Source organism: Pelagimonas phthalicica (assembly GCF_004364805.1).
Lineage (GTDB): Bacteria > Pseudomonadota > Alphaproteobacteria > Rhodobacterales > Rhodobacteraceae > Pelagimonas > Pelagimonas phthalicica.
Window position 1 is genome coordinate 1,084,012 of sequence record NZ_SOAP01000001.1, and the last position, 16,649, is coordinate 1,100,660.

Here is a 16,649-nt window from a genome sequence, read left to right on the forward strand (position 1 = left end):
CCCCTAGTGTGTTTGGCAAGGCGCGCAGGGTCAAGGGACTGGATTCCATACTATGTACGCTCTAACTAGTTTACGAGAGCGCAGGAGGTGATTGTCATGAATTTGTCCGGAAAAACTGTTTTAATTACGGGGGCTAGCCGTGGAATCGGGGCCGATGCTGCGCGGATTTTTGCCGCTGCGGGCGCGAATGTCGCTTTGGTGGCGCGCAGCTCTGAGGCGATTGCCGAGCTGGCGGGTGAAATCGGCGAACAGGCGATTGCCATTCCCTGTGACATCGCCCGCTATTGGGAGATGTCACAGGCGGTCGAGGCCTGCGTCAAGACATTTGGCGGCCTGGATGTGCTGATCAACAATGCTGGCGTGATCGAACCGGTTTCGCATATGGCCAGCGCCGATCCGGATGCCTGGGGCCAGGTGATCGACATCAATCTCAAAGGGGTCTTTCACGGGTTCCGTGCTGCCCTGCCGGTGATGCTAGAGGCCGGGGGGGGCACGGTGCTGACCATAGGCTCAGGCGCGGCCCATGGCCCGGTTGAGGCCTGGTCGCATTATTGCTCCTCCAAGGCCGGGGCGCTGATGCTGACCCGCATGGCCGATAAGGAATATGGCGACAAAGGCATTCGCGCGATTTCCCTATCGCCGGGCACCGTCGCGACGCAAATGCAGCGCGAGATCAAGGCCAGCGGCATCAACCCGGTCAGCCAGTTGGATTGGTCCGACCACATCCCGCCGGAATGGGTGGCCAAGACCTTGCTCTGGATGTGTGGCGATGAGGCAAATGGCTTCCTCGGGGGCGAAGTGTCATTACGCGATGACGCCATTCGCAAACAGGTAGGTTTGACTTGATAGAACTGACAAAGGAGGGCGGGGTCTGGATCGCGACGATCAACCGCCCCGACAAGGCCAATTCGCTTACCGCTGACATGCTGGAACAGCTTTGTGTGATCGCAGAAGACGCCCGCGAGGCGCGCGTGTTGATCCTGACCGGGATCGGCAAAGTGTTTTCTGCCGGGGCTGATCTGGACGCGGCCAAGGCCGGTTTGGCGACTTCCCCCCTTTGGGAACGCCTGTCCGGGGCCTTGGCGCGGCTGGATGCGCTGACCATTTGCGCCGCCAATGGCACTGTGGCCGGGGGGGCCATGGGCATGTTTTTGGCCTGTGATCTGAGGGTTGCTGTGCCAGGGGCCAAGTTCTTTTACCCGGTTATGAAGCTTGGCTTTTTGCCGCAGCCTTCGGATCCCAAACGGCTCGCCGGCCTTGTGGGGCCGTCTCGCGCCCGGATGATCCTGATGGCAGGGCAAAAAATTCCCGCCGATGAGGCGCTGGCCTGGGGCCTGATTGACCGGATCGTCGACGGAGATGTGATCGAGGCTGCCCAAGAGCTGGCAGCGGATACTGCCGGGGCGAGCAAAGAGCACGCCACAGCAATCAAACGTTTGATTGGATAGGGAATGGGGGGCGCTGCCCCCCTTGGCCTCTGGCCAATTCCCCCCGGGATATTTTTGGCCCAAAGAAACCTGTTCAGGCCGAGAGACGCGCCACCACGCTTTGCGCGCTAATCTGGCCGATGGTCTGGCCGTTTTCGGTCACGCTCAGGGTCTCGTCTTTGAGCCGCGCCATGAAATCCCGGATCGGGGTTTCGGCCTCGATTTCATCCCCACCACTACCCGGTTCCATCGCGTCCCGCGCGGTGAGCACGCCCAGCGGGTTCATATTGGCGACGAAATCCGCGACATAGTCATCCGCCGGACTTGAAAAGATCTCGCGCGGGGTGCCGCATTGCACGATGCGCCCACCTTCGAGAATGGCGATGCGATTGCCCAGCTTGAACGCCTCGTCGAGATCATGGCTGACAAAAATGATCGTACGCTTGAGGTCACGTTGCAGATCCAGCAATTCGTCCTGAAGCCGGTTGCGGATCAGTGGGTCAAGTGCGGAAAAGGGCTCGTCCATCAAGAGGATCGGTGCCTGGGTCGCAAAGGCGCGGGCAAGGCCGACGCGCTGCTGCATCCCGCCCGACAGTTCCCCAACTTTGCGATCAGCCCAATCTTTGAGACCAACCAGTTCGAGCTGCGTTTTCACCTTGTCCGCGCGCCCGGCATCCCCGGCCAGTTCCAGACCAAAGCCCACATTTTCTGCCACGCTGCGCCACGGCAGCAGGCCAAATTGCTGAAACACCATGGCGACGCGGCTTTGGCGGATTTCGCGCAGCTTTTGTTTGCCGCAGCTCACCACATCAACCATGTCGTCGCCGTCATTGACGCGGACCGCGCCGCGCACCACCGGGTTCAACCCATTGACCGAGCGCAGCAGAGTGGACTTGCCCGATCCCGACAGGCCCATCAGCACGAGGATCTCCCCCTCTTGCACCTCAAGCGAACAATTGTGCACGCCCAGCACCTGACCGGTCTGTTCCTGGATCTCGGCGCGGTTCATCCCTTGATCGGCATGGGGCAGCGCTGTTTTCGGCTTGTCCCCGAACATGATCGAGACATTGTCAAAGATTACGGCGCTCATGATTTCTGCTCCACCCGCAACATGCGATCCAACACGATGGCGACCACGACGATCACCAATCCGCTCTCAAACCCTTTGGCTGCGTTGACCTGCTGCAAGGCACGTACCACTGGCACGCCCAATCCGTCCGCGCCAACAAGACCGGCGATCACCACCATTGACAGCGACAGCATGATGGTCTGGTTCAAACCGGTCATGATTTGCGGCAGCGCATAGGGCAATTCGACCTTCCACAGTTTTTGCTGCGGCGTTGCGCCAAAAGCGTCAGCGGCCTCAAGCAAAGCCTTGGGCGTAGATGACACGCCCAAATGCGTCAGGCGGATCGGCGCGGGCAATACAAAGATCACCGTCGCGACCAGGCCGGGCACCATGCCAATGCCGAAAAAGACGATCATCGGGATCAGGTAAACAAAGGTCGGCAGGGTCTGCATCAGATCCAGAACCGGGCTGATGGCGCGATAGAGTTTGGGGCGATGCGCGGCGGCGATACCAATCGGCACGCCAATCGCCATACAGGTCAAACAGGCAAACAGGATCAGCGTCAGGCTTTCGGTGGTTTCATCCCAATAGCCCTGGTTCACCACGAATAAGAGACCCAGCGCCACAAAGACACAGGTTTTCCAGCTTTTCTGGATCACCCAGGTGATGGCGACAAAGATGGCGATCATAACCAGCGGATGGGGGAATTGCAGGATGGTCAGGGTCAATTCAATGACCCAATCCAGCACATTTTCGACGGTTTCAAAGAACCAGCTGCCATTGTCGCGCAGCCATTCAAAGATCGTCTTGCCGGTCTTCCCGACCGGGATTTTGCTATCGGTTAGCCAATCCATATCTCAGCTCTCGGGTTTGAGGGCCATTGTAAGGCCGGAAAAGATCAGGAACCCGCCAACGCCCCGGTTCAACCGGTGCAGGCGGATCGGTGTCAGCACTTGGCTCATCATATGCCCACATCCCGCATAGACCGCGATTGCGACCACTTCGAGCATCAGGAACAGCGCGCCTAGCAGGGCAAACTGCATCAGCAAGTTGCCGGTCTGATCGATGAATTGCGGGAAAAACGCGGTAAACACGGCAATCGCCTTGGGATTGGCGATGGCAAAACTCATGTCTCGGCGCATCAGGGCCAACACGCTTGTCTGGCCCGAGACGGTTTCATCCGGCACCGGCGCCGTCCACATCCTGTAGCCAACATAGATCAAGTAGGCCGCGCCGAGATATTTCACCGCGATCAGCGCCGTTTCAAACGTGGTCAGCAACACGGACAGGCCCAGCGCGACCAGGGCAATCATCGCCGCAAAGATCGGCAAACGCCCAAAGCCACCCAGCACAGCCGGGACAAACCCTAACCGCGAGGCATTGGAAAACGCCAACAGGTTATTGGGCCCCGGGGACAAGTTCAGCGCGAAACAAGCCGGGACAAACAGCGCAAGCAGGGTGAAAGACATGGAGAGGGTCCAAATTAAAAACCCGCCGCCCTTTGGCGACGGGTCAAATATATCGACGGATCAGAGACCCAGCGCCGCTTTGACAGCCGCTGTCGCATCACCACCGTCTTTGGTGGTCACACCGTCCAGCCAGCCCATAAAGGCATCCGGGTTGGCCTTGAGCCACGCTGCCGCAGCATCATCCGCATCTTCGCCATCATTCAGGATTGCGCCCATGATTTCGTTTTCCATGGCCAGCGAAAATTCCAGGTTGCTGAGGAATTTACCGATATTGGGGCATTCTGCGCTCAGACCTTTGCGGGTGTTGGTGTCCACCACCGCTCCGCCAAAGTTCGGGCCAAAGAAATCATCGCCACCCGACAGGTAACCCATGTCGAAATTGGCGTTCATTGGGTGCGGTTCCCAACCAAGGAAGACAATCGGCTCGTCTTTGGAAGAGTTGCGCGCCACCTGTGCCAGCATCCCCTGTTCCGAGCTTTCGACCACTTCGAAACCCTTCAAGCCAAAGGCATCATCGTCGATCATGCTCTGGATCAGGCGGTTGCCGTCATTGCCAGGTTCGATACCGTAGATCGAGCTTTCCAGCGCGTCAGCATGTTTGGCGATGTCGGCAAAATCCTTGATGCCCAGATCCATGGCCGCCTTGTTCACTGCCAGAGTGTATTTGGCCCCTTCCAGGTTGGTTCGGATGATTTCGACCGTGCCTGCCTCGCGGTAAGGCGCGATATCGGCCTCCATGGTTGGCATCCAGTTGCCCAGAAAGACGTCGACGTCACCTTCGGCCAGCGAGATGTAAGTGACCGGCACAGACAGAACCTTGATGTCGGTCTCATAGCCCAGCGCGCCCAGAACCGTGGTTGTCGCGGCTGTGGTGGCGGTGATGTCTGTCCATCCAACGTCGGAAAAGGTCACGCTGTCACAGCTGGCCGCTGCAGACCCTGCGCCCACGATCAACGCGAGAACGGAGGTTGTGAGTTTGTTCATTTTGGTGCTCCCTGGCGAATTGTTTATTTTGACTGTCCAGTCAATCAACGCAGTTTCAGTCAAAAAATCAACATCAAGTTTGACCTGCACGCCAAAAGCAGCGATTGCAGGAGGGTGATGCCACAACAGGGATTTTAACCCATGACACAGCTAGAGAACAGGATCGCCCAGGGCAAAGGAGACGAAAAAGCTGACAAGGTCTTGCGAGGTGGGCAAATTTTCGACCTCATGACCGGTGCGCTCTTGTCTGGCGATGTGGCGATTTGTGGTGACCGGATTGTCGGTGTCTTTGATGATTATGACGGCAAAGAAATTATCGATGTGAGCGGATTGATCCTTGTTCCGGGCTTTATCGACACCCATTTGCACATCGAATCGTCTCTGATCACCCCGTTTGAATTTGACCGTTGCGTGACGCCGCGCGGGATTACAACCGCAATTTGCGACCCGCATGAGATCGCCAATGTGATCGGGGCCGAGGGCATCCGCTACTTCCAAAAGGCCTCGGAACACACTCTGCTGGACATCAAGGTCCAGCTCAGCTCCTGCGTGCCCTCGACCCATATGGAGACCGCGGGGGCCGCTTTGTCCGCCGCCGATCTCGCCCCGTTGCGCGGTCATGCTTCCGGGCTTGGGCTGGCTGAATTCATGAATTACCCCGGCGTGATCTTTCGCGATCCAGATTGCATGGACAAACTCGCCCTGTTCGAAGAGGGCCATATTGACGGCCATTGCCCGTTGCTGTCGGGCAAAGACCTGAACGCCTATATCTCGGCGGGCATCCGCACCGAACACGAGGCCACCTCGCCCGAGGAAGCGCTGGAAAAGCTGCGCAAAGGCATGCGGGTGCTGATCCGCGAGGGCTCGGTGTCCAAAGACCTGCACGCCCTGCAACCGCTGCTGGACGAACGTACCTCTCCTTATATGTGTCTGTGCACCGATGACCGAAACCCACTGGATATCGGCGAACATGGCCATCTCGATTACATGATCCGCGAGTTGATCCGCCTCGGCACGCCCCCCCTCGCCGCCTATCGCGCCGCGTCCTTATCAGCCGCCGAAGCCTTTGGCCTCAAGGATCGCGGCATGATTGCCCCGGGCAAACGCGCCGATATCGTCGCCATTGACGCGCTGGAAAGTTGCAACGCGCAACTGGTTCTGGCGGGCGGCATTGTCGTCAGTGAAACCAGCTTTGCCGCCCGCGGTGATGTGGCCCCGGTTGGGCGCAACTCGGTCAAGGCCCCCGTGCTTCAGGCCTCAGACTTCCGCACCCGCGCCAATAAGGTGGAAACCGACGTGATCGGCATTCGCGAAGGCCAGATCCTGACCGACCACTTGCACGAAGACATCGCCATCAAGGACGGTGACAAACATCCCGATGTGTCGCGCGACCTCGTGCGCATCTCTGTGGTGGAACGCCATGGCCAGAACGGCAATATCGCCACCGGCTTTGTCAAAGGCTTTGGCCTGCAGGCCGGGGCGATTGCCTCCACTGTCTGCCATGACCACCATAATATCGCCTGCGTCGGCGTGGATTACGCGGACATGGCCGTCGCCGCCAACCGCCTCTCCGAGATTGAGGGCGGCTTTATTGTGGCACGTGATGGGGAAATCCTTGCGGAACTGGCCCTGCCCGTCGCAGGCTTGATGAGCCTTCTGAGCTTTGAAGAGGTGCGCGAAAAACTCATCGACTTGCGTTCAGCCGCCCGCACTTTGGGCGTCACTTTGGAAGAACCCTTTTTGCAACTGGCCTTCCTCGCCCTCCCCGTTATCCCCGCGCTGAAAATCACCGATCGCGGCATGGTCGACGTGCACAAGTTCGAAATTATCTCCTGACGCCACCTCAGAAAGCCTGCGCCTGGTTTCTTCTTGGCTCAAATACTCCCGGGGGTGCGGGGGCTGGCCCCCGCTTCAAATTCCGTGGACGGAATTTGCAAAAGTTTTAAGTAAAACTTTTGGTCCCGCGCGCCTCACAACTTGCTCAACAAAGCAGGGGTCGGCCAGGAATCCGCCGGTAGCCCCAGCTTGATCTGCACGTCACGCACGGCAGCCCGGGTCCCGGCCCCAAGGATTCCGTCGATCCTACCCACGTCATAACCCATGCCCTGCAGCTTGGTTTGCAGCGCTTTCATTTGCGCCCCGTCCAGCCCGGCCTCAGGCCGCCCGGCGTCATAGACACTGGCCCCTTCCAGCCGTGTGCCAAAATAGGCAGCAGTCAGGACATAGGTGAAACTCTGGTTCCACTCAAAATAGACGTTGAAATTCGGATAGGCCAAAAAGGCAGGCCCCTTGCGCCCCTGCGGAATGATGATCGAAGACGGCAACCGCCCATCATCCAACACGCCCTGGCGCGCCTTCACGCCCAACTGCTCCCACTCCGCCACGGTCAAGGAGGTCTGGGTGCCCGTCTTAGACCAATCAAAATCTGCGGGCAGAACCACCTCTTGCAACCACGGCTCGCCGGGACGCCAGCCCAGATGCGACAGCATTTTAGCCCCGGAAAGCAGCGCATCGGGTGCAGATGTCTTGAGCGTCACATGCCCATCTCCGTCCCCATCAACGCCATTCTCAAGGATATCCTTGGGCAACATCTGCACCATGCCGATTTCTCCGGCCCAGGCCCCTGTCGTGTTATCGGGGTCAAAATCCCCTTGTTCATAAAGGGACAGCGCCGCAAAGACCTGCGGGCGGAAAATCTCGGGGCGGCGACAATCATGGGCCAGGGTCACAAGCGCGTTTGCGGTGTTGAAATCCCCCTGAAACGATCCGTAATCAGTCTCAAACGCCCAAAATGCCAAAAGCACGCCGGGTGAAATACCATAGTCACGCTCGATCTGCTCAAAGACATGGGCGTATTTCTGGCCCATCTGCCGGCCCTTGTCCAAACGGCTTTGACTGATCAACTTACGCGAAAAGGTGATGAACGGGTCCTGAAAAATGCCTTGGCGCTGATCGGCTTTCAAAACCGCCCCGCTCTGCTGGATCCCGTCAAAAAACCGCTCTGTGGCCGTGGCGGAATGCCCCTTGGCAATCGCCTCTGCGGCCAGATCCCTTTTGAACTGAGCAAAGCTCCCCCCGCAGGGCACATCCTGTGCCTGAACGCCTCCGGCCAATGCCCCGGCAAGGACCAAGCCTGCTATCGCTACCAGTTTGTTCATTTCGCCCTCTTTTTAGCTTTCTTGGCCAACCTATCAGCAAGTCCAAACACAGCAAGGCGCAATCCCGCTCACCACGCTAAATGTTTATCATTTGTTCCTAAAGTTTACGCCTCGGTTAACTCTTTGTTAGGAATTCTGAAAGAAACGTAAGCCTCACGGTGAATCGTACCTTGGGGGAGGCCCAATTGAGAGTTCTGATAGTGGAAAACCAAATTGGTTTGGCCCAGATATGGAAGGGTCATCTCGAGCGCTTGGGCGCTGATGTCGCCGTGGCCGATAGCCAGGATGCGGCCATCGATCTGATTGCCCAATCCCCCTTTGACGTGATCGTTCTGGATCTGTTGCTGCATATGGGCAGCGCATTGGCGGTCTCGGACTTTGCCCAATACCGCCAACCGGACGCGCGGGTGATCTTTGTGACCAATACCAGCTTTTTCTCCGACGGATCGATCTTCAAGCACAGCGCCAATGCCTGCGCCTTCCTGCCCAGTTCAACCCCACCCAGCGACCTCGCCACGATGGTCGAGCATTACGCGCAGATGCACTGACCCACGTTTCAGACCTTCAAAGATCACGCCGCAAACAGCAATTCACGCCCATGTGGTTCAAAGAAATCCAGCTTTGGACCAATTGGCACGATCCGGTGCGGATTGATGGTTTCGTGACTGTAATGGTAATGGCGCGAGATTTGGTCAAAATCCACGGTCTCAGCAACGCCGGGCCATTGGTAAAGCTCGCGCAGATAGGCCCAGAGGTTCGGGTAATCGCTGATCCGGGCCCGGTTGCATTTGAAATGCCCGTGATAGACCAGATCAAACCGCACCAAGGTGGTGAACAGCCGCCAATCGGCTTCTGTCAGGCAGTTGCACATCAGATAGCGATGCGCGCCCAACCGCTCTTCGAGCCAATCCAGCGTCTCGAACAAAGGAATAACAGCCTCTTCATAGGCCTCTTGCGTTGTCGCAAACCCGGCTTTGTAAACGCCATTATTCAGGCTGTGATAGATACGTTCATTGACGTTTTCGATCTCTTGACGAATAGGCTCCGGCCATAAATCGAGCGTGTTCCCCGTCAGCCCGTCAAAGGCGCTGTTGAACATGCGAATAATTTCCGAGGATTCATTGGACACGATGGTCTCGCGCTCTTTGTCCCAGAGGATCGGCACAGTCACCCGTGTTGTCGCCTTGGGGTTGGCTTTGACATAAAGATCGCGCGCAAACTCAAACCCGTAAAGGTGATCGCCGCTGCCGCCCAGCGCATCACTTTGGAACGTCCAGCCATCGCTGCCCATATCCGGATGCACAGAGGAAACCGAAATCAGATCCTCAAGCCCTTTCAATTTGCGAAAGATCAGCGTGCGATGCGCCCAGGGGCAAGCCATCGAAACATAGAGGTGATAGCGCCCGGCCTCCGCCTTGAAACCGTCCTCGCCGCTTGGACCTGCGCTGCCATCCGCGGTGATCCAATTGCGATACCCGGCATCCTGGCGCACAAAGCGCCCTTTGCTTTGCTTGGTATCATACCATTGGTCGTGCCACTTGCCGTCAATCAACAGGCCCATCTTGGTCTCCTCTTGCCTCGCGGTCATGCCCGCGAAACGCTGTGAATCAGTGTTGAACAAGAGGTAGCCGCTGTTCCTGTGTGCGCAAATAGTCAGCCGCGCGCAGGATTGGCGCGCAGATGCACACCACGTTCTCGTGAGGCGCTCAGCGCCCCGCGAAAGACTTCCAGATATACAGCAGCAGCATCGCCCCCAGAACCGCGCCAACCAGCCCGGCAAAAGCCCCAAGCACCGCCAACAGGAAACGCAGGGCCAAACCGCCGATCAAGGCCCCCAGAATGCCAATGCCGATGGTTTGCAAAACACCGGTTTCAACCTTCATGAACCGCGTCGCCAAAAATCCGGCAGCTGCACCGATAATGATCAGGTAAACAATGGACATGGTTATTTCCGCCTCCAGTGAAAGGGAACAATGATCAAGGCACCGATCGAGGCCGCAATCGCGTTCAAGCCTGCCGAGCGGAACCCAATCCCGAACATCAATTGCACAAAATAGCCCAGAAAGGCCCCGCCGATGCAGATGATGATGCTTTGCAAGACGCCATTTCGGGTGAACCCGCTACGCTCCGAGGCATAGCCAACGATCCCCGCGATCACGACTGTTCCGATCAAGGTAGGAAACATGCTCTGCCTCTTTGCGTCTCTCTGCTCAGCGCAACCTTAATATAGGGAGTGAATTGCGCAATCCCTATGGCGGCAGATGGGGAAAGCCTGCACTCTCCTCCCCTCTCAAGGCCTGACTATGCGCCCCAAACGCTGCCCTTAGGCACCGGGTGACCGCGCAGGAACAACTCTGCATCCTGCGCACCCTTTCCGGCCCGCTGCGCCCGTGTGATTTGCACAGCCCCCTCGCCACAGGCGATGATCAGCGCATCGTCCAAGGCTTCGCCCGCCGCGCCAGACCCGGCCACCACACGTGCCCCCAGCAATTTCACACGTTGCCCAGCAAACAAAGTCCAAGCCCCAGGAAAGGGGGACAAGCCGCGAATTTGGCGCGACACCTCTTCCGCCTTGCGCGTCCAATCCACCGCCGCCTCGGCCTTGTCAATCTTGGCGGCATAGGTCACGCCCTCCTCAGGCTGAACCTCTGGCACGAGCTCGGGTAATTTTTCCAACGCTGCGCAGATCATCCGAGCCCCCATCTGCGACAAGCGATCATGCAGCGCACCGGTGGTTTCCTCAGCACCGATCTCCAGGGCTTCGCGCAGCAATACCGGCCCGGTATCCAGCCCCGCCTCCATCTGCATGATGCAAATCCCGGTCTCGGCATCGCCCTCCATGATCGCGCGATGAATCGGCGCCGCCCCGCGCCAACGCGGCAAGAGCGAAGCATGAATATTCAAACAGCCCTGTATCGGCGCATCCAAAACCGCCTGCGGCAGGATCAGACCATAGGCGACGACCACCGCCACATCCGCTTGCAACTGCGCAAACTCACGCTGCGCGTCCTCCCCCTTCAGGGACACAGGATGGCGCACCAACAGCCCCAACTCCTCAGCCTTGGCATGAACAGCGGTTGGCCGATCCTTCTTGCCCCGGCCCGCCGGGCGCGGCGGCTGGCAGTACACGGCGGCAATCTCATGCCCCGCCTCAACCAGCGCCTCCAGAACCGGCACCGAAAAATCCGGGCTTCCCATAAAGATCACGCGCATCGCTCTGCCCTTCTTCTTGGCCAAAATACTCTGGGGGAGTCGCCCCTTGGGGCGGCGGGGGCAAAGCCCCCTTCCCTCAACGCGCCAATTTGCGCGCCTTTTTGATCAGCATATCCCGCTTCATCTTGCTCAGATGGTCGAAATACATCTTGCCGTTCAGATGATCGATCTGATGTTGCACGCTGGTCGCCCATAGCCCGACAAAGTCGCGCTCAACCCGTTCACCCGTCTCATCAAGAAAGGCAACCGTGACCGCACGGGGTCGTTTGATCACCGCCGAAACGCCGGGCAAGTTCGGGCTGGCCTCATCATGTTCGCGGTCCTGTACCGAGGCGTGCAGAATCTCGGGATTCGCCATACGCACCACCTGCCCGCGCTCCTCGGAACAATCCACCACCGCCAGGCGCAACATCACGCCGATTTGCGGCGCGCCAAGCCCGACACCGGGCATGGCCTCCATGCAATCGACCATATCATCCCAAATGCCACGGATCTCATCAGTGATCTCACCCACTGGCTCCGCTGCAGTTCTCAACCGTTTGTCCGGCCATTGCAGAAAGGTCCGCACAGTCATGTCAAAGCCTCATATTCTTTCAAGACCCGTGCCTTTAAATCCGCCTCAACGCGGTCAAAATGCATCTTACCGTCCAGGTGATCCAATTCATGCTGCGCACAAATAGACGCGAAACCGGCCAACGGTTGGGTAAGCCGCTCACCCGTCAGATCGGTATATCTCAGTTCAACCTCGGCAAACCGTTCAACCTCAACGCTTACCCCCGGCAGTGACAAACAGCCCTCTTCGCCGGTCACACGCGCCTCGGAGCGCGACACGATCTCTGGGTTGATACAGGCCATCGGCTCCATCTCGCCGGTTTTCCAGCCGACATCCATGACAAAGACCCGCTGCATCACGCCGATCTGCGGCGCGGCCAGGCCACGGCCCGGCGCGTCATACATGGTTTCAAACATGTCAGTGATCAGTTCGGGATCAATTATCTCCACCGGCGCGCAAACCTGCGCTAGACGCGGGTCTGGCCAGGTCAGGACCTCTCTGACGCTCACGCCCGCGCCCGCTCGCGTTTCAGCTTTTGCATCTTGCGGGTGATCATCTGGCGTTTGAGCGGCTTGAGGTAATCAATGAACAGCTTGCCATTCAAATGGTCAATCTCATGCTGCACGCAAGTCGCCCAAAGCCCGTCAAACTCTTCGCTGTGCTCCTTGCCATCGCGATCCAGCCAATTGACCTGCACCTGTTTGGGGCGGGTCACCTCGGCATATTGATCCGGGATCGACAAACAGCCCTCTTCATAGACGTTCAGCTCATCCGAGCTCGCCACGATCTCGGGGTTGAACATCACCAAGGGGCGCGCTGGCCCCTCATCCTCTTTCACGCAATCCAACACGATCAAACGGTGTAAAACACCAATCTGCGGCGCGGCCAACCCGATGCCTGGCGCGTCATACATGGTTTCCAGCATGTCATCAGCCAGTTTGCGCAAATCATCAGACAGATCGGCAACCGGATCACAGACCTTTTTCAGACGCGGGTCGGGGTGAATGAGAATAGGGCGTTTCATGGCCTGTCACTTAGGCAAATTGCGTCCAAGGTGCAAGCGCTGCCCCTTGCACCTGCCGCAAAAGCCGCTAGCGTCTTGGTCAAATTGAAACAACCTCCCCCGCCGCAAGCACGCCCCCAAATTCCGTGCACGGAATTTGCAAATTTCATCGATGAAATTTGGGACAAGCCGCACGCGCAGGACAAAAAGGACCAGATATGAGCCGCTTTGACGAAGAAATCGACCGCTATGGCACCCATTCCGTGAAATGGGACATGATGGAAAGGATCTATGGTGTCCCAGCACAGGATGGCGTGGGAAAAGACGGGTTGGCCATGTGGGTGGCCGATATGGATTTCCGCCCGCCAACCTGCGTGCAAAACGCGCTGCAATCCATGCTCGATCACGGGGTCTATGGCTATTACGGCGATGATCAAAGCTATCGCGAAGCCATCCAATGGTGGATGCAGACCCGCCATAATTGGAGCATCGACGCAAAATCCATCTTCACCACCCACGGGCTGGTCAATGGCGTTGCCATCTGTCTGGAAACCTACACCGCCCCCGGTGACGGCGTGGTGCTGTTCACCCCGGTCTATCACGCCTTTGCCCGCACCATCCGCGCCGCCGGGCGCGACGTTGTCGAATGCCAGCTCACACAAGGCGAGGCCGGCTATGAGATGGATTTTGACGCCTATGACGCGCAAATGACCGGCAAGGAAACCATGGTCATCCTGTGTTCACCGCACAATCCCGGAGGCCGCGTCTGGACCAAAGAAGAGCTGCAAGGCGTGGCCGATTTTGCCCGCCGCCATGACCTGATCCTGGTCTCGGATGAAATCCATCACGATCTGACCATGCCGGGCCAAACCCATCTGCCCATGCCACTGGTGGATGAGAGCATTCAGGACCGTCTGGTTATGCTCACCGCCCCCTCCAAGACCTTTAACATCGCCGGGGCGCATTGCGGAAATGTTATCATTGCTGATGAAACCCTGCGCGCCCGGTTTGCTGCCCGGATGATGGGCCTTGGCATGTCAGCCAATTCCTTTGGTCTCTTCATGACCGAAGCCGCCTATTCCCCCGAAGGCGCGGCCTGGGTGGATGAACTCGTGCCGTATCTCGACGAGAATCGCAAACTCTTTGACGCGGGCGTCAACGCCATTCCCGGCCTGAAATCCATGGAGATGCAATCGACCTATCTCGCCTGGGTCGATTTTTCCGGCACCGGCATGACGCGCGAAGAATTCACCAACCGTGTGCAAAATGAGGCCCGCATCGCTGCCAATCATGGCCCGACCTTTGGCACCGGTGGCGACAGTTTCTTGCGCTTCAACTTTGCCACGCCCCGCGCGCGCATCATCGAGGCCACAGAACGTCTGCAAGCGGCCTTTGGCGACTTGCAATAAGCCCTTTGCCCGCTGCGTTTTATCGGCGCGGCGGGCGCGGTTTATAAACGGGCAGTGACCAGCCCCAAACCAGCGACCCGGCACGCAAGGCAAAAGTCAAAACCGCACAAGCCGCCCCTGCGGCCAGCACCCCGATCCATGGGGTCAATAGAATCGCAGATGAGCCAACAAAGGCGCAGGTGACGTAAAGCTCGCCCTTTTTCAGCACCAGCGGCACCTCATTGGCGACCACATCGCGCATCAAGCCACCGGCACAGCCCGTGGCCACGCCCATCACCAGCACAATCGCCCAAGGTTGACCCAGCTCATGCGACACCCCGGCCCCTGCCGCCACCGCAACAGGCAAGGCCAAAGCGTCGAGCCACAGGATCGCGTTGTATCGGCTTTCCAGTAGATGCGCGGTAAAGAACACGAGCACTGCGGCCACCCCGGCAATTGCCAGATAGGTCGGGTCAACGATCCAGATCGGCGTGCGATCCAGCAGGATATCCCGTACCGTCCCGCCCCCCAAACCGGTCAAACCAGCAAAAAAACCAAAGCCAATCAGATCCAACTGCGCCCGGCTGGCCACCAAAGCCCCGGTCAGGGCAAAGACCAATACGGCGGCAAAATCCAAAAGTGACAGAAAGCTCATCTTGCCCCCTATCCCGCCGCCTTCTTGAACGGAGCCATGCCTTCGCGCGCCAACTCATCCGCGCGTTCATTTTCCTCGTGCCCAGCATGGCCCTTGATCCATTTCCAGGTCACATCATGGCGCGATTGCGCCTCGTCCAGACGCTGCCACAGATCGACATTCTTGACCGGCTTCTTGGCCGAGGTCTTCCACCCGTTGCGCTTCCAGCCAAAGATCCAGCCGGTCACACCGTTTTTGACATAGGCGCTGTCAGTCACCACGGTGATCGCCGACGGTTTCGCCAAGGTCTCAAGCGCCATGATCGCCGCCATCAATTCCATCCGGTTATTGGTGGTCTCGGCCTCACCGCCGTTCAGCGTGCGCTCTTTCATCACCGTTTCACCATCCTTGGCAAACAGCAAAACGCCCCAGCCACCGGGCCCCGGATTTCCGGAACAAGCACCATCGGTATAGGCGAAAAGATCAGGCATGGCGCGTCAGCTCCGGGAAGTCATCAGGATAAAGGGGTCATCGGTTCCAGCAAGACCTTTGCCGCGCCCCAGAACCGCCTCAATATCAGCGAAGCCAGCTTGTGCAAGCCTGTCGCGCAGCTCATCCTCGCTGTAATAGCTGTAAAACCGGCCCAGCGCGTCGCGATGCTCGCCCGTGCCCAGTTTCATGCCCAGAAACAACAGCCCGCCGGGTCGCAGCGCCTGGTGAAGCGCGGCCAGATGTTTAGGGAACGCCGCCCTTGGCGCATGTAGCAATGAAAAGCTGGCCCAAACTCCATCAAAAACTGCCGTCTCAGTGACATCCTCAAACCGTCCCAACCGCGCCGGAACACCGTTCTTGCGCGCCTCCGCGACAAAAGCCTCGGTTGCATCCAGCGCGGTGACGTCAAACCCCGCCTCCATCATTTTGACCGCTTGCAATCCCCGCCCGCAACCCAAATCAAGGATGTGACCGCCCGGTCTCACATCTGCCATAAACCCGGTCAGGGCCTGTGCGTGGCTCTCCTCCATCGACATGGCGCTGTAATCCGAAACACGCGCCGCATAGGCCTCCAGCGTCTGGCGATCCCCGCTCACGCGCGCTCAAACGCCAAACGACCGGCCAATGCCGCAAACACCGCGGCAAAAGACCGGTTGAGCCAAAGCATCACACGCTCGCTGCCCAGCAGCCAGCGGCGCGCCAGTGCAGCAAAAGCCCCGTAGAGCACAAAGATGCCAAAGGTCAGCGCCATGAACACCGCGCCCAGCATGGCCATTTCAGCGCTCGCCGTCGCCGGATTGCCCGACAGGAAAGGCGGCAAAAGCGCGAGGAAAAAGATCGACAATTTCGGGTTCAGGATGTTGATCAGCGCCGCACGCCGCGCAATCCGCGCCAAAGGCTCTGCCTTGCGCTCGGAATTCACGCTCAGGCTGCCCCCGGACTTGAGGCTCTGCCAGGCCAGCCACAAGAGATAAGCAACACCGGCATATTTCACGATGTTAAAGGCCAGCGCCGAACTATGCAGCACCGCCGAAAGACCAAAGATCGCCGCCAGCAAGGCCGGGACGATCCCGATGGTACAGCCCACAGCCGCCGCAATCGCCGCGCGCCGCCCCTGCCCCAGGCCAATCGCCAACGTATAAAGGACGCCTGTTCCCGGAGCCAAAACAACCACAAAGGCGGTGAGCAAAAACTGAAGTGAAATCATCTATAGCGTTTCCCGTTTCCACTTAAACAACATATTAGCGTCCTGCGTTTGA

The 16,649-nt window shown here is 58.4% G+C and carries 21 protein-coding genes; 5 read left to right on the top strand and 16 right to left on the bottom strand.

All coding sequences use genetic code 11. From position 1 onward, the window contains the following. Window positions 1-96: 96 nt before the first annotated feature. Together CLV87_RS05370 and CLV87_RS05375 are read left to right on the top strand one after the other, a co-directional pair. The gene (locus CLV87_RS05370; RefSeq protein ID WP_099243012.1) at window positions 97-846 is read left to right on the top strand and encodes an SDR family oxidoreductase; all 750 of its coding nucleotides are present in this window, start codon (window positions 97-99) and stop codon (window positions 844-846) included. Further along, window positions 843-1,448, top strand: a complete 606-nt coding sequence (locus CLV87_RS05375; RefSeq protein WP_099243010.1) for an enoyl-CoA hydratase/isomerase family protein — start codon at window positions 843-845, stop codon at window positions 1,446-1,448. Before CLV87_RS05370 ends, CLV87_RS05375 begins: the two co-directional genes overlap by 4 nt. Window positions 1,449-1,521: 73 nt before the next feature. Here CLV87_RS05375 and choV read toward each other — a convergent pair whose 3' ends face one another. Genes choV through choX form a run of 4 tightly spaced genes read right to left on the bottom strand, consistent with a single transcriptional unit; the run spans window position 1,522 to window position 4,949 of the window. Beyond that, the gene (gene choV, locus CLV87_RS05380) at window positions 1,522-2,517 is read right to left on the bottom strand and encodes a choline ABC transporter ATP-binding protein (RefSeq protein ID WP_099243008.1); all 996 of its coding nucleotides are present in this window, start codon (window positions 2,515-2,517) and stop codon (window positions 1,522-1,524) included. Beyond that, on the bottom strand, window positions 2,514-3,350 hold the full coding sequence (choW, locus tag CLV87_RS05385; protein ID WP_099243006.1) for a choline ABC transporter permease subunit: 837 nt from the start codon (window positions 3,348-3,350) through the stop codon (window positions 2,514-2,516). Before choW ends, choV begins: the two co-directional genes overlap by 4 nt. A 3-nt stretch (window positions 3,351-3,353) precedes the next feature. Continuing rightward, window positions 3,354-3,965, bottom strand: coding sequence for a LysE family translocator (locus CLV87_RS05390; protein WP_099243004.1), 612 nt, complete (start codon window positions 3,963-3,965; stop codon window positions 3,354-3,356). Window positions 3,966-4,025: 60 nt separating this feature from the next. Beyond that, on the bottom strand, window positions 4,026-4,949 hold the full coding sequence (gene choX, locus CLV87_RS05395) for a choline ABC transporter substrate-binding protein (protein ID WP_099244717.1): 924 nt from the start codon (window positions 4,947-4,949) through the stop codon (window positions 4,026-4,028). Between the two features lie 141 nt (window positions 4,950-5,090). Here choX and ade point away from each other — a divergent pair, with 141 nt between their 5' ends. Continuing rightward, entirely contained in the window at window positions 5,091-6,785 is a 1,695-nt protein-coding gene (gene ade / locus CLV87_RS05400) for an adenine deaminase (RefSeq protein ID WP_099243002.1), read from the top strand. Window positions 6,786-6,919: 134 nt separating this feature from the next. Here ade and CLV87_RS05405 read toward each other — a convergent pair whose 3' ends face one another. Beyond that, on the bottom strand, window positions 6,920-8,107 hold the full coding sequence (locus CLV87_RS05405; protein ID WP_099243000.1) for a lytic murein transglycosylase: 1,188 nt from the start codon (window positions 8,105-8,107) through the stop codon (window positions 6,920-6,922). Window positions 8,108-8,292: 185 nt separating this feature from the next. Between CLV87_RS05405 and CLV87_RS05410 the strand changes: the two genes are divergently transcribed. Then, complete coding sequence (locus CLV87_RS05410) at window positions 8,293-8,655, top strand: response regulator transcription factor (protein ID WP_099244715.1); 363 nt, start codon at window positions 8,293-8,295, stop codon at window positions 8,653-8,655. Window positions 8,656-8,678: 23 nt separating this feature from the next. Here CLV87_RS05410 and CLV87_RS05415 read toward each other — a convergent pair whose 3' ends face one another. The 7 genes from CLV87_RS05415 to def (CLV87_RS05445) all read right to left on the bottom strand — a co-directional run bounded on the left by CLV87_RS05415 (window position 8,679) and on the right by def (CLV87_RS05445) (window position 12,897). Further along, the gene (locus CLV87_RS05415) at window positions 8,679-9,668 is read right to left on the bottom strand and encodes a glutathione S-transferase family protein (protein WP_099244713.1); all 990 of its coding nucleotides are present in this window, start codon (window positions 9,666-9,668) and stop codon (window positions 8,679-8,681) included. Window positions 9,669-9,813: 145 nt separating this feature from the next. Continuing rightward, window positions 9,814-10,050, bottom strand: coding sequence for a GlsB/YeaQ/YmgE family stress response membrane protein (locus CLV87_RS05420; RefSeq protein ID WP_099242998.1), 237 nt, complete (start codon window positions 10,048-10,050; stop codon window positions 9,814-9,816). A gap of 2 nt (window positions 10,051-10,052) precedes the next feature. Then, entirely contained in the window at window positions 10,053-10,292 is a 240-nt protein-coding gene (locus tag CLV87_RS05425; protein ID WP_099242996.1) for a hypothetical protein, read from the bottom strand. A 116-nt stretch (window positions 10,293-10,408) separates the two neighbouring features. Next, window positions 10,409-11,320 carry a methionyl-tRNA formyltransferase gene (fmt, locus tag CLV87_RS05430; RefSeq protein WP_099242994.1) on the bottom strand — a complete coding sequence of 304 codons (912 nt, stop codon included), beginning with the start codon at window positions 11,318-11,320 and terminating at the stop codon, window positions 10,409-10,411. Window positions 11,321-11,396: 76 nt separating this feature from the next. Further along, the gene (def, locus tag CLV87_RS05435; protein ID WP_099242992.1) at window positions 11,397-11,894 is read right to left on the bottom strand and encodes a peptide deformylase; all 498 of its coding nucleotides are present in this window, start codon (window positions 11,892-11,894) and stop codon (window positions 11,397-11,399) included. Next, the gene (gene def / locus CLV87_RS05440) at window positions 11,891-12,382 is read right to left on the bottom strand and encodes a peptide deformylase (protein WP_099242990.1); all 492 of its coding nucleotides are present in this window, start codon (window positions 12,380-12,382) and stop codon (window positions 11,891-11,893) included. Before def (CLV87_RS05440) ends, def (CLV87_RS05435) begins: the two co-directional genes overlap by 4 nt. Continuing rightward, the gene (gene def, locus CLV87_RS05445) at window positions 12,379-12,897 is read right to left on the bottom strand and encodes a peptide deformylase (protein WP_099242988.1); all 519 of its coding nucleotides are present in this window, start codon (window positions 12,895-12,897) and stop codon (window positions 12,379-12,381) included. The genes def (CLV87_RS05440) and def (CLV87_RS05445) overlap by 4 nt, the downstream gene beginning before the upstream one ends. A 197-nt stretch (window positions 12,898-13,094) precedes the next feature. Between def (CLV87_RS05445) and CLV87_RS05450 the strand changes: the two genes are divergently transcribed. Continuing rightward, entirely contained in the window at window positions 13,095-14,285 is a 1,191-nt protein-coding gene (locus tag CLV87_RS05450; RefSeq protein ID WP_099242986.1) for a MalY/PatB family protein, read from the top strand. 19 nt (window positions 14,286-14,304) lie between these two features. On the opposite strand, the gene CLV87_RS05455 is transcribed toward CLV87_RS05450, so the two are convergent. The 4 genes from CLV87_RS05455 to CLV87_RS05470 are packed head-to-tail and all read right to left on the bottom strand — an operon-like array spanning window position 14,305 to window position 16,597. Next, complete coding sequence (locus tag CLV87_RS05455; RefSeq protein WP_099242984.1) at window positions 14,305-14,919, bottom strand: trimeric intracellular cation channel family protein; 615 nt, start codon at window positions 14,917-14,919, stop codon at window positions 14,305-14,307. Between the two features lie 8 nt (window positions 14,920-14,927). Then, entirely contained in the window at window positions 14,928-15,389 is a 462-nt protein-coding gene (gene rnhA, locus CLV87_RS05460; RefSeq protein WP_099242982.1) for a ribonuclease HI, read from the bottom strand. A 6-nt stretch (window positions 15,390-15,395) separates the two neighbouring features. Continuing rightward, window positions 15,396-15,986 carry a class I SAM-dependent DNA methyltransferase gene (locus tag CLV87_RS05465; protein ID WP_235871849.1) on the bottom strand — a complete coding sequence of 197 codons (591 nt, stop codon included), beginning with the start codon at window positions 15,984-15,986 and terminating at the stop codon, window positions 15,396-15,398. After that, window positions 15,983-16,597: a LysE family translocator gene (locus CLV87_RS05470; protein ID WP_099242980.1), complete on the bottom strand. Its 615-nt coding sequence runs from the start codon at window positions 16,595-16,597 to the stop codon at window positions 15,983-15,985. The genes CLV87_RS05465 and CLV87_RS05470 overlap by 4 nt, the downstream gene beginning before the upstream one ends. Window positions 16,598-16,649 lie beyond the last annotated feature (52 nt).

Bases quoted from the DNA above. Each gene is read 5' to 3' on its own strand.
- rnhA (WP_099242982.1), bottom strand. From the start codon at position 15,389: ATGCCTGATCTTTTCGCCTATACCGATGGTGCTTGTTCCGGAAATCCG.
- CLV87_RS05470 (WP_099242980.1), bottom strand. From the start codon at position 16,597: ATGATTTCACTTCAGTTTTTGCTCACCGCCTTTGTGGTTGTTTTGGCT.
- def (WP_099242992.1), bottom strand. From the start codon at position 11,894: ATGACTGTGCGGACCTTTCTGCAATGGCCGGACAAACGGTTGAGAACT.
- CLV87_RS05420 (WP_099242998.1), bottom strand. From the start codon at position 10,050: ATGTCCATTGTTTACCTGATCATTATCGGTGCAGCTGCCGGATTTTTG.
- choX (WP_099244717.1), bottom strand. From the start codon at position 4,949: ATGAACAAACTCACAACCTCCGTTCTCGCGTTGATCGTGGGCGCAGGG.
- CLV87_RS05415 (WP_099244713.1), bottom strand. From the start codon at position 9,668: ATGGGCCTGTTGATTGACGGCAAGTGGCACGACCAATGGTATGATACC.
- choV (WP_099243008.1), bottom strand. From the start codon at position 2,517: ATGAGCGCCGTAATCTTTGACAATGTCTCGATCATGTTCGGGGACAAG.
- CLV87_RS05405 (WP_099243000.1), bottom strand. From the start codon at position 8,107: ATGAACAAACTGGTAGCGATAGCAGGCTTGGTCCTTGCCGGGGCATTG.
- choW (WP_099243006.1), bottom strand. From the start codon at position 3,350: ATGGATTGGCTAACCGATAGCAAAATCCCGGTCGGGAAGACCGGCAAG.
- CLV87_RS05390 (WP_099243004.1), bottom strand. From the start codon at position 3,965: ATGTCTTTCACCCTGCTTGCGCTGTTTGTCCCGGCTTGTTTCGCGCTG.
- def (WP_099242988.1), bottom strand. From the start codon at position 12,897: ATGAAACGCCCTATTCTCATTCACCCCGACCCGCGTCTGAAAAAGGTC.
- CLV87_RS05455 (WP_099242984.1), bottom strand. From the start codon at position 14,919: ATGAGCTTTCTGTCACTTTTGGATTTTGCCGCCGTATTGGTCTTTGCC.
- fmt (WP_099242994.1), bottom strand. From the start codon at position 11,320: ATGCGCGTGATCTTTATGGGAAGCCCGGATTTTTCGGTGCCGGTTCTG.
- CLV87_RS05370 (WP_099243012.1), top strand. From the start codon at position 97: ATGAATTTGTCCGGAAAAACTGTTTTAATTACGGGGGCTAGCCGTGGA.
- ade (WP_099243002.1), top strand. From the start codon at position 5,091: ATGACACAGCTAGAGAACAGGATCGCCCAGGGCAAAGGAGACGAAAAA.
- CLV87_RS05425 (WP_099242996.1), bottom strand. From the start codon at position 10,292: ATGTTTCCTACCTTGATCGGAACAGTCGTGATCGCGGGGATCGTTGGC.
- CLV87_RS05450 (WP_099242986.1), top strand. From the start codon at position 13,095: ATGAGCCGCTTTGACGAAGAAATCGACCGCTATGGCACCCATTCCGTG.